Here is an 11094-nt window from a genome sequence, read left to right on the forward strand (position 1 = left end):
CAGTACGGCCGCCGCACCGGGCCGGGCGCAACCCCCGCGCGGCCGGCGCGCGCGCGGGTCAGGACTTCTTGGCGCCCGCCTTGGCCGGGGCCTTGCGGGCCGCGGGCTTGCGCGTGGTCGTGCGCTTCTTGACCGGGCCGCGGGCGCGCTTCTCGGCGAGCAGCTCGGCCGCGCGCTCGAGCGTGATCGTCTCGACCGCGTCCTCCTTGCGGAGCGTGGCGTTCGACTCGCCGTCGGTCACGTACGGGCCGAACCGGCCGTCCTTGACGACGACGGGCTTCTTGCTCACCGGGTCCTCGCCGAGCTCGCGCAGCGGCGCGGACGCCGTCGCGCCACGGCCACGCTTGGGCTCGGCGTAGATCTTCAGCGCCTCCTCGAGGGTGATGTCGAACATCGCCTCCTCGCTCGGCAGCGTGCGCGAGTCCGTGCCCTTCTTGAGGTAGGGCCCGTAGCGGCCGTTCTGCGCGGTGATGACGTCGCCGCTCTCGGGGTCGGTGCCGACGACGCGCGGGAGGGACAGCAGGCGCAGCGCGTCGTCGAGCGTGACGGTCTGCAGGTCCATCGACTTGAGCAGCGACGCCGTGCGCGGCTTGGGTGCGGCCGCGAGGGCCTTCTTCTTCGCCGCGGCCGAGAGGCCCGGGTCGAGCTCCGGCTCGGGGAGCAGCTCGGTCACGTAGGGCCCGTACCGGCCGTTCTTCGCCACGATAGTCGTGCCCGTCGACGGGTCCTCGCCGAGCACGAGGTCGCCGTCGGGCTGCGTCTCGAGCAGCTCGCGCGCCTTCTCGACCGTGAGCTCGTCCGGCGCCAGCTCCTCGGGCACGGACGCGCGGCGCGCCGTCCCGTCCTCGCCCGTCGTGCCGTCCTCGAGGTAGGGCCCGTAGCGACCGACGCGCAGCGTGATGCCCTCGCCGATGTCGATCGAGTTCACGTCCCGCGCGTCGATGTCGCCCAGGTTGGCGACGAGGCCGTGCAGGCCGTCGGCGTCGGGCACCGCGTCGTCGCCGAAGTAGAACTGGTGCAGCCAGGCCGCTCGCTCCTTCTCCCCTGCGGCGATGAGGTCGAGGTCCTGCTCCATCGCGGCCGTGAAGTCGTAGTCGACGAGCCGGTCGAAGTTCTCCTCGAGCAGCCGGGTCACGGCGAACGCGAGCCAGGACGGCACGAGCGCCTGCCCGCGGTTGCTCACGTAGCCGCGGTCCTGGATCACGGAGATGGTCGCCGCGTACGTCGAGGGCCGGCCGATCCCGCGCTCCTCGAGGGCCTTGATGAGGCTCGCCTCGGTGAAGCGCGGCGGCGGGGACGTGCGGTGCCCGTCGGCCGTGAGCTCCGACGCGACCATCGCGTCGCCCTCGGCCATCTTCGGCAGGCGGGCGTCGGCCTCGGCCTTCGCGGTGGTGGTGCCGCCCTCCGCCTCGCCCGCGGCCTCCGCGGCCCCAGCCTTGCCGCGGCGCGACCGCGGCGCGGGTGCGTCGCCGTCGTCGTACCGCTCGACGTCGCGCCCCTCCTCGTACGCGGCCATGAAGCCGCGGAACGTGATGACCGTGCCCGACGCCGCGAACACGGCCTCGCTGCCGGCGAGCTCGCCGGCAGCGAGCGTGGCCGCGACCCGCACCGACGCGGTCGAGCCGCGTGCGTCCGCCATCTGCGACGCCACCGTGCGCTTCCAGATGAGCTCGTAGAGGCGGAACTGGTCGCCCGAGAGCTCGCGCGCGACCTGCGCGGGCGTGCGGAAGTGGTCACCGGCGGGCCGGATGGCCTCGTGCGCCTCCTGGGCGCCCTTGGCCTTGCTCGCGTAGACGCGCGGCTTGTCCGGGACGAACTCGGGGCCGTAGAGCTCGGCCGCCTGCCGCCGCGCGGCGTCGATCGCCTGCGTGGACAGCGCGGGCGAGTCCGTACGCATGTAGGTGATGTAGCCGTTCTCGTACAGGGTCTGCGCGGTGCGCATCGCCTGCCGCGAGCCCATCCGAAGCTTGCGGCTCGCCTCCTGCTGGAGGGTCGACGTCGTGAACGGTGCCGCGGGGCGGCGCGTGTACGGCTTGGTCTCGAGGCTCGACACGCGGAACTCCGCGCTCTCGAGCCCGGTCGCGACGGCCGTCGCGCGGGCCTCGTCCAGGTGCACGACGTCGGCCGCCGCGCCCCGGAGCTGCCCGCGGTCGTCGAAGTCGCGGCCCGACGCGACGCGACGCCCACCGAGCTGGACCAGGCGCGCGCCGAAGCTGCCCTGCTCGGCCTCGTCGGCGGGCGCGGCCTGCGCGAACGTGCCCGTGACGTCCCAGTACTCGGCGGCGCGGAACGCCATCCGCTCGCGCTCGCGCTCGACGACGAGGCGCGTCGCGACCGACTGGACGCGCCCGGCCGAGAGCCCCTGGCGGACCTTGCGCCACAGGACCGGCGAGACCTCGTACCCGTACAGGCGGTCGAGGATGCGACGGGTCTCCTGCGCGTCGACCAGCCGCTCGTCGAGCTCGCGCGTGCTGGTCAGCGCCCGCTGGATGGCCTCGCGCGTGATCTCGTGGAACACCATGCGGTGCACGGGGACCTTGGGCTTGAGCTCCTGGAGCAGGTGCCAGGCGATGGCCTCGCCCTCGCGGTCCTCATCGGTCGCGAGGAAGAGCTCGTCCGAGTCCTTGAGCGCGCGCTTGAGCTCGGCGACCTTCTTCTTCTTGTCGGCGTCGACGACGTAGTACGGCTCGAAGCCGTTCTCGACGTCGACGGCGAACTTGCCGAACGGGCCCTTCTTCATCTCCACGGGGAGCTCGGAGGGCTGCGGCAGGTCACGGATGTGGCCCACGGACGCCTCGACGACGTACCCGTCGCCGAGGTAGCCGGCGATCGTGCGCGCCTTGGCGGGCGACTCCACGATCACGAGCTTGCGACCTGCGGCCATGCGGACCTGCTCTCTTCGGTGTTCGTCAGGACCCGGCGGCCGGGCCCTGCGGCTGTTCTGTCTGCTGGTGTTCGACCTGCGGTTGTTCGACCTGCGGCTGTCCGATGTGCGTCTGTGGAGCCGTCGCGCTGCTGCACGGACGACGCCCGGCTGCGGCGGCTCGGCTCGAGGTCGGCTGCGGCGGCACGCCGTGCCGTCTCGGCCCCTGCGGTGCGGACGGCCCGGGTGGTGCGGCGGACCGGCTCCGCCCCCTGACGGTACGTCGGTCGGGGCGCACTCTACGACCTCCGGCGCCGTGCCCGAGCACCCTGCACAGGATCCACCCGTGTCACGGACGGCGTGCGGCCGCCTCCGTCGTGCGCCGGAGGAGCAGGAGCGCCGCGAAGCACGCGCAGGTGACGGCGGCGATCCCGAGCGAGCCGCCCGCGTAGGCGGTGACGAGCTCGCGGCCGGGCGCGAGGTCCGGCAGGGCCGCCGCGGAGCGCGCGAGCGCCAGCCCGGCGCCGAGCCCGCTGACCAGGGCACCGGTGACGAGGAGCGCGACGGCGACCGCGGTCCGGCGCGGGCGGTCCCCGGCCGGGTCGCCCGAGGCGCGTCCGGCCGGGTCCATGAGGGCGCCGACGACGCTCGCGACACCGGACCACGCCAGCACGACGAGGACGGCGGCGACGACGTCGCTCGGTCGGTGCCAGCCCGCGACCAGCGTCGAGACGCCCGTCACGACCGTGTACACGGTGCCGACGACGGCGACGGCCGGGCGGATGCGCCGGGGCACCACGAGGACGAACGCCGTCGCGACCGACGCCGCGGCCGTCGTGTGCCCGCTGGGCAGCGTCGCGAGGAGCTGGTCCCCGATGCCGACGTCCGGTCGGTCGAGCAGCCAGTGCTTGAGGACCTGCGTCGTGAGGTTGGCGCCACCCATGATCACCGCGACCTGGACCGCGAGCACCACGCGACGGCGCACGACGGCGAGGAGGGTGGTCGCCAGGAGGACGGCGGCGAGCAGCGGCACCGACACGACGTCGAGCACCTGCTCGGCCGCACGCCACAGCGTGTTCCGCCCGAACGCCGCGCCCTCGAGCGCGCCGACGTCGAGCGCGCGGCCCGTGGTGGACAGCACGAAGAACTGCCACGTCACGGCCACGCCGATCGTCGCGGCCACGGCGACGAGGGCGCCGGGCAGCACCGGCACGCGCCGCGGCCGCGCCTCGGGGGCGGAGCGCCCCACCGGCGCGGTGGCGGGAGGGAGAGTCGGGGGGACGGCCACGTCCCCACGGTAGGCGAGGCGACGCGCGGAGGGCGCACGAGCCCGCTCGCACCCGACCGGGTGCAGATGCGCACGAACGGGCACGCACCGGACCGGTGACAGATGTCGGTGGGTGGGTGCACCCTGGCGCCCATGACCACCGTGACGATCGACGCGCTCCGCCCCGAGCTCGACGGGGACCTTCTGCTCCCGGACGACGACGGCTGGGAGGAGGCGAGCCGCCCCTGGAACGCGTCCGTGCAGCAGCGCCCGGTCGCCGTCGTGCGCGCGAGGACCGTGGCCGACGTCGTCGCGACCGTGCGGTTCGCGGCCCGCGCGGGCGTCCCGGTCACGGTCCAGCCCCGCGGCCACGGCGCCACGAAGGCGATCGACGGCTGCATCCTCGTGCGCACCGGGGAGCTCGACGAGCTGTCCGTGGACGTCGAGGCACGGACGGCGCGGATCGGCGCCGGCGTCCCGTGGGGCCGGGTGCTCGCGGCGCTCGACGGCACGGGCCTCGTCGCGCCGTCGGGCTCGAACCCGAGCGTGACGGCCGTCCCCTACCTGCTCGGCGGAGGGCTCTCGTGGCTGAGCCGCGCGTTCGGCACGGGCGCGTCCGTGCTGCGCGCGGCCGACGTCGTGGACGCGACGGGCGAGGTGCGGCGCGTCGACGCCGGCACCGACCCGGACCTCCTGTGGGCGCTGCGCGGCGGCGGGGGCGACTTCGCGGTCGTCACGGCCGTCGAGATCGACCTGCCGGAGGCGCCCGAGCTGTACGGGGGCCGGCTCGTGCTGCCGGGCGAGCTGACCGCGGCGGCGTTCCGGACCTTCGTCGAGGTCACCCGGACCGCGCCCGAGGCCTTCACCACGTGGGTCACGGCGATGACCTTCCCGCCCGCGCCGCAGCTGCCCGAGGAGATCCGGGGGCGCTCGTTCGTGTTCGTCGACGCGGTGCACCTCGGCTCGCCCGAGGAGGCGGAGGCGCTCCTCGCACCGTTCCGGGCGCTGGGGCCGGTGCTCCGCGAGACGGTCCGGCCGCTGCAGCCGAGCGACCTGGGCACGATCAGCGAGGAGCCCGAGGAGCCGCCCGTGGGCATCACGTCCGTCAACACGGCGAGCTCGCTGACGCACGTGGACGAGGCGTTCGTCGACACGGTGCTCGCCCGGGTGGGCGCCGGCGCCCCGCTCGGCTACGCGCAGATCCGCCACCTCGGCGGCGCGCTGCGCCGCGGACGGGTCGAGGACGGCGCGGGCCTGAGGGTCGAGCCCGAGTACTCGTTCTGGGCGATGGGCATGGCGCCGAGCCCGGCGCACGTGCAGGCGGCCGAGGACGCCGCGGCCGAGCTGCGCGACGCGGTCGCGCCGTGGTCGACGACGGGCTCCACGCTCACGTTCCACCGCGAGGGCGCACCCCTGACCGACGTCTTCCCCGCCGAGGCGGTGCGCCGGCTCCAGGAGGTCAAGCGCCGCGTGGACCCCGACGGCGTGCTGCGCAGCAACCACCCCGTGCTCGGCGGCTGACCGTGCTCGGCGGCTGACCGTGCTCGGCGGCTGACCCGGCGCGGACGGAGGTCAGTCGGACGCGAGCAGCAGACCGTCCCGCACGAGGTCGCGCACCTGGGGCAGCAGCTCGTCGCGCAACGAGGCGGCGTCGACGTCGAGCAGGGCCGCGAGCGCCGCGACGATCCGCCCGACCTCGAGCTCGCCGTCGCACGCGCCGACGAGCCCGGCGAGCGCCGTGCCGGCTCGCACCGTCCGGCCGAAGCCGCCGCCCTGGCGCAAGAGCACGACCGTCGGGTCGCTCGCGCCCGGCCGCAGGTGCCGCTCCTCGCTGACGTCCCCGGCGACCGTCAGGCGCTCCGCGAGGAGGGCGTCGTCGTCGTGGCTCTCGAGCCAGTCGTGCGCCGCGAGCACCGCGCCGAGGTGGTCGCCCAGCGGTCGCCGCAGCGGTCCGGTCCACTCCTCGAGGCGGCGCAGGGACGCCGTGCCGGTCGGCCGGCGGAGCAGCAGCATGCCGAAGCCGACCGCCTCGACGTCGCGTGCGGCGAAGTCGTCGAGCCACGCGCCGTACGCGGCGTCCCACCCGGCCGCGTCCCGGTCCACCGTCGCGCCGCCGTCCCGCAACCAGGTCTCCGCGTACTCGGCCGGGTCGAGCACCTCGCGCTGGACCACCCAGGCGTCGAGGCCGGCCTCGTCGAGCCAGGCGCCGACGCGGTCCTGCCACGGCTCACCCCGGCGGTGCTCCCAGTTGCCGAGCAGCTGCGCGACGCCGCCCGGGGCCAGGACGCGGCCGACGTCGGTCACGAGGTCACGGACGAGGTCGTCCCCGGACCGGCCGCCGTCGCGGTACTCGTACAGCGGCAGCCCCGCCGCGGGCGCGGCCCCCGAGCGGTCGGGCCGCGGCGTGATGACGAACGGTGGGTTGGACACGACGAGGTCGAAGTCGCCGTCGTGCGCGGGCTCGAGCATCGAGCCGTGCCGCAGGTCGAGCTCGACGCCGGCGAGCGCGGCGTTGAACCGCGCGAACGCGAGGGCGCGCTCGGAGACGTCGGTCGCGACCACGTGGTCGCTGTGGGTCGCGGCGTAGAGCGCCTGGATGCCGCAGCCCGTGCCCAGGTCCAGCGTCCGGCGCCGGGGCGCGCGGATCGTCGCGCGCGCGAGCGTCGTCGAGGCGCCGCCGACGCCGAGCACGTGGTCCGGCCGCAGCGCGGCGTTCGTCGCCGCCTCGCCGAGGTCCGAGGTGACGAACCACTCCGCCGTCGTGCCGTCCGGCGCCTCGTAGGTGACCGGGCTCAGGTCGACGCCAGCACGCACCTGGTCGCCGCGTCCGCCGCCCGCGGCGCGGACGAGGCCCAGCCGCTGCGCCCCGTCCGTGCCGACGCCGGGCAGCGCGGCGTCGAGCTCGGCGCGGGTCACGTCGTCGCCGCAGAGGAAGAGGCGCACGAGCACGGCGAGCGGCTCGGGCCCGGCGCCCCGCGCCACCCGCAGCGCCGGGAGCGTCTGCTCGCGGTCGAGCGCACCGGCGGCGACGGGGCCGAGGAGGCCCTCGATGTCGGCGGGCCGGAAGGACGCCTCGCGCAGCGCGGCGTCGAGCGGCCGGACGAGCCCGTCGACGACCCGGGGCGTGCCCGTCGTCACCACCGGAGGTCCACCACGACGGGCAGGTGGTCGCTCGCGGTCGACGCCGGCTCGGCGTCGAGCCGCCGCGCGCCCCAGCCGGTGATGCCGCTGGTCGCGAGCACGGCGTCGAGGCGGCGGCGCGGGCGGCGGGCGGTGAAGGTCGGGCCGCTCGCGGCCGTGAGGTCGTGCAGGTGCAGGCCGAGCCGCCGCCACGTCGGGCCGCCCGGTTCCTCGTTGAGGTCCCCGGCGACGACGCAGCCGCCCGGTGCCGCCCGGACGAGCAGGACGAGGCGGCGCAGGTGCCGCACGCGCTCGGCCTCGTCGAGGCTCAGGTGCGCGCTGATGACGCGGACGCCCTGCACGTCGGCCATCGCCAGGCCGCGCCGCGTCCGGAACGGCCGCCACGGCAGGCGCACGTCCTGCGCGGTGGTGGCGCGCGTCCCGCGGCGCACGAGGAGGGCGGTCGTCCGCGCGCCGCCACCGGCGACGGCCACGTCGTACCCGGCGGCCTGCGCGAGCCGCGCGAGCCGCGGCCGCCCGAGGGGACCGCGTGGCGGCTCCTGCACCGCGACGACGTCGGCCTCCGACCGGCGCAGGATCTCGGCGACGGCGACGGGGTCGTCCCGCAGCTGGTGGATGTTGTACGTCAGCACACGCAGGGAGGGCACGGCCCCATTGTGGCGGCGCGGGTCCGCGGCCGCCGCTCCCGCCGGTCACCGGGGCGTGCGACGGCCCGCCGTGGCAGCATGGCCGGGCGACCAGGGGGCTCGTCCGCCCGGCCGCTGTCCTCGCCGCCGAACGCTGGAGCACCGATGCGCCTGTCCCTTGTCCGAGCCACCCCCCTCGCCGTCGGCGCCGTCCTGGTGCTCGCCGGCTGCACCGGCGGCGGCGACCCGGCCCCGACCGAGAGCGCGGGTGCCAGCACCGAGTCGCCGAGCGACGAGGAGAGCGCCGAGCCCGAGGAGGACGACGCGGCGACGGCAGGCGGCCCGGAGTGCCTCGAGGGCACGTGGGACGCGGACCTCCAGGCGGCGGCCGACGCGATGGGCTCGATGCCGGGCATCGGGGAGCTCAACCCGGTCATCGAGGTGACCGGGTCCTCGACCGTGACGTTCGACGGCACGACCATGACGACCGAGTACGTCGACCAGTCCTCCTCCGTGACCGTCGACGTCAACGGCGCGCCGATGACGACGCGGACCTCGATGGACGGCACGCTCACCGCCTCCTACACGGCGACGGACGGCGAGATCACGGTCGCCGACGTCGACCTCAGCGGCGTCACCATCTCGAACACGACCGTCGTCGACGGCCAGGAGACCGAGGTCCCCGGCCTCGAGAGCGCCGAGGCCTCGGGCGTCCCGCTCGGCGGCGTCTCGACCTACACGTGCACCGACACGCGGCTCGAGCTCGTGCCGCAGGTCGAGGGCATCGACACCGCGGGCTTCGTGCAGGTGCTCACGCGCGACTGAGCCCGTCGGGCTGGACCCGAGTGAGGGGCGTGCGACGTCGTCGCACGCCCCTCACGCACGTCGGGCGGAGGTGCGGCCCGCCCGACGACCAGCCGACGCACCACCCGATCGGACGCCGGATCGCCGTCGTGGGGAACCCCGGACGACGTGGAGCGTTGTCCTGGTGCAGGACGACGCTCGGAGCCGACGTCGTCAGCGGATAGGTTGGCCGGACAGATCGACCGGACCGGGGCCGCGGCCCCGGGGTGGACCCAGGAAAGGGACGCAGCGATGACCTCCCAGGACCCGTCGGCCGCGAGCGCGCACGCCGTCGCCCCGCTGGCGCCGCCCACGCCCGTCGAGCAGCCCCTCACGCTCACGGCCCCCGAGCCCGTGACGCCCGTCGCCACGACGGCCGCCCCTGCGATGGCGCCCGCCGTGGACCCGGCCGCCGTGCCGGGGCTCGACGCGAAGGTGGACGGCTACCTCACGTCGCTCCTGGCCGCGCCGGCGAGCTCGCCCGCGTTCGCGGCGCAGGCCGCGGACGTCCGGACGATGGGCGACCGCGACATCCGCGCCGCCGCCGAGTCCTCCAACCGCCTGCTCCAGACGCCCGTCCGCGCGATCACCGAGGGCGGCCTGGCCTCCGGGTCCAAGGTCGGCAGCACGCTGCTCGAGCTGCGCCGCACGGTCGAGGACCTCGACCCGTCCGAGGCGTCCACGACGAAGAAGATCCTGGGGATCTTCCCGTTCGGCGAGAAGCTCACCGACTACTTCCGCAAGTACCAGTCGGCGCAGTCCCACCTCAACGCGATCATGCACTCGCTGCGCGACGGCCAGGACGAGCTCCGCAAGGACAACGTCTCCCTGAACATGGAGAAGACGGCGCTGTGGGACGCCATGGCGCGCCTCAACCAGTACGTCTACGTCGCCGAGCGCCTCGACGCGCGGCTGTCCGCGACGATCGCGGACCTCGAGGCCACGGACCCGGACAAGGCGCGCGCGCTGCGCGACGACGTGCTGTTCTACGTGCGCCAGAAGCACCAGGACCTGCTCACGCAGCTCGCGGTCTCGATCCAGAACTACCTCGCGATCGACATCCTCATCCGCAACAACGTCGAGCTCATCAAGGGTGTCGACCGGGCCTCCACCACGACGCTCTCGGCACTGCGCACCGCGGTCATCGTGTCCCAGGCGCTGACGAACCAGAAGCTGGTCCTCGACCAGATCACGGCGCTCAACACCACGACGTCGAACCTCATCGAGCGCACGTCGCAGATGCTCAAGGACAACTCGGCGGCGATCCAGGAGCAGGCGGCGTCGGCCACCATCGGCCTGCCGCAGCTCCAGGCCGCCTTCGCCAACATCTACGAGACGATGGACACGATCGACACGTTCAAGGCCCAGGCGCTCGACTCGATGGCCACGACGATCGGCACGCTGCAGACCGAGGTCACCAAGTCGCAGTCCTACCTCGAGCGCGTGCGGCAGCACGACGAGCGCGCGGCGTCCGGCAGCCTGGACATCGACGTGCCCGGGGCCGCCCGGTGACGACGCACGGCTGCAGGCCGGCAGGGGTGGGTGCGCATGGGCGCGTTCGGTGACCTGCTCGCCCGCCTGACCGGCCGCCGCCCCGGCGCGGACGCTCCCGCGCTGCCCGCCGTGCCCGCGGTGCCCACGGCGGCCGACCTCCTCGCATCGCTCGAGCGCGTCGAGGCGCTCGTGGCCGACGGCGCCGTCCCGGGTCCCGTCGCGTCACGCGTCGGCCGCGTCGTGCGCGTGGTCCGCGACGCGGTCCCCCGGCTCGACCGGCTCGGCGCCGGCAGCGAGCAGGCCTACGTGGTCATGGCGACCGCGACGGACTACCTCCCCGAGGCGGTGGGCGGCTACCTGCGCCTGCCGCGCGAGTGGGCCAACTCCCGGCCCGTGGACAACGGCCGGACGTCGCTCATGGTGCTCATCGACCAGCTCGACCTCCTCGCCCGCACCATGGACCAGGTGCTCGACGCGGTGAACCGCTCCGACGCGGCTGCGCTCATCGCGCACGGCCGCTTCCTCACGGAGAAGTTCGGGCACGCGTCGTCGGGCGGTGCGCTCGACGTCGACGCCGACGGCGGACGCCTCCGGCCACCGGGACCGCTCGCATGAGCCGGACAGACACCCCCGGCCTCGACGCCGCCCTGGGCGCCCTCGTCGAGGTGGGCCGCCGGGCGGGGCTGGACGACGCCGCGGTGCGGGCCGAGGGAGCCGCGTTCGCCGCCGCCCTCGCGGAGGCCGCGCCGGGCGCGCCTGCGGACGGGGCGTCCGCCGTGGGCGTCGACGGGTCGGGGACGCAGGCCTCCTTCGACGCGGCCGCGCGCGGACGGCGGTGGCGCGTGAGCGCGACCGCGCAC

At 75.3% G+C, this 11094-nt stretch carries 8 protein-coding genes and 1 pseudogene; 5 read left to right on the forward strand and 4 right to left on the reverse strand.

Going from position 1 to position 11094, the window contains the following annotated elements:
* Positions 1-58 precede the first annotated feature (58 nt).
* Complete coding sequence (gene topA, locus ICW40_RS19255) at positions 59-2884, reverse strand: type I DNA topoisomerase (protein ID WP_221655601.1); 2826 nt, start codon at positions 2882-2884, stop codon at positions 59-61.
* 328 nt (positions 2885-3212) lie between these two features.
* Positions 3213-4151 (reverse strand): phosphatase PAP2 family protein, encoded by a 939-nt coding sequence (locus tag ICW40_RS19260; RefSeq protein ID WP_308121919.1) that lies wholly within the window; start codon positions 4149-4151, stop codon positions 3213-3215.
* Between the two features lie 132 nt (positions 4152-4283).
* Between ICW40_RS19260 and ICW40_RS19265 the strand changes: the two genes are divergently transcribed.
* Positions 4284-5651, forward strand: a complete 1368-nt coding sequence (locus tag ICW40_RS19265) for an FAD-binding oxidoreductase (protein ID WP_221655602.1) — start codon at positions 4284-4286, stop codon at positions 5649-5651.
* A gap of 51 nt (positions 5652-5702) precedes the next feature.
* Here ICW40_RS19265 and ICW40_RS19270 read toward each other — a convergent pair whose 3' ends face one another.
* Together ICW40_RS19270 and ICW40_RS19275 are read right to left on the reverse strand one after the other, a co-directional pair.
* Entirely contained in the window at positions 5703-7271 is a 1569-nt protein-coding gene (locus ICW40_RS19270; RefSeq protein WP_221655603.1) for a DUF7059 domain-containing protein, read from the reverse strand.
* Complete coding sequence (locus ICW40_RS19275; protein WP_221655604.1) at positions 7265-7918, reverse strand: endonuclease/exonuclease/phosphatase family protein; 654 nt, start codon at positions 7916-7918, stop codon at positions 7265-7267. The genes ICW40_RS19270 and ICW40_RS19275 overlap by 7 nt, the downstream gene beginning before the upstream one ends.
* A gap of 144 nt (positions 7919-8062) precedes the next feature.
* On the opposite strand from ICW40_RS19275, the gene ICW40_RS19280 reads away from it, so the two are divergent.
* The 4 genes and pseudogenes from ICW40_RS19280 to ICW40_RS19295 all read left to right on the forward strand — a co-directional run.
* Entirely contained in the window at positions 8063-8722 is a 660-nt protein-coding gene (locus ICW40_RS19280) for a hypothetical protein (RefSeq protein ID WP_221655605.1), read from the forward strand.
* Positions 8723-8992: 270 nt separating this feature from the next.
* A complete protein-coding gene (locus ICW40_RS19285) occupies positions 8993-10252 on the forward strand; it encodes a toxic anion resistance protein (RefSeq protein WP_221655606.1) in 1260 nt (419 codons plus the stop codon).
* 36 nt (positions 10253-10288) lie between these two features.
* Positions 10289-10849, forward strand: a complete 561-nt coding sequence (locus ICW40_RS19290) for a hypothetical protein (RefSeq protein ID WP_221655607.1) — start codon at positions 10289-10291, stop codon at positions 10847-10849.
* Positions 10846-11094 (forward strand): annotated as a pseudogene (locus tag ICW40_RS19295) (AAA family ATPase); the annotation flags it as partial. The gene ICW40_RS19290 and the pseudogene ICW40_RS19295, both read left to right, overlap by 4 nt.

This window comes from Actinotalea ferrariae (genome assembly GCF_019733465.1).
Classification (GTDB): Bacteria; Actinomycetota; Actinomycetes; order Actinomycetales; family Cellulomonadaceae; genus Actinotalea; species Actinotalea ferrariae_A.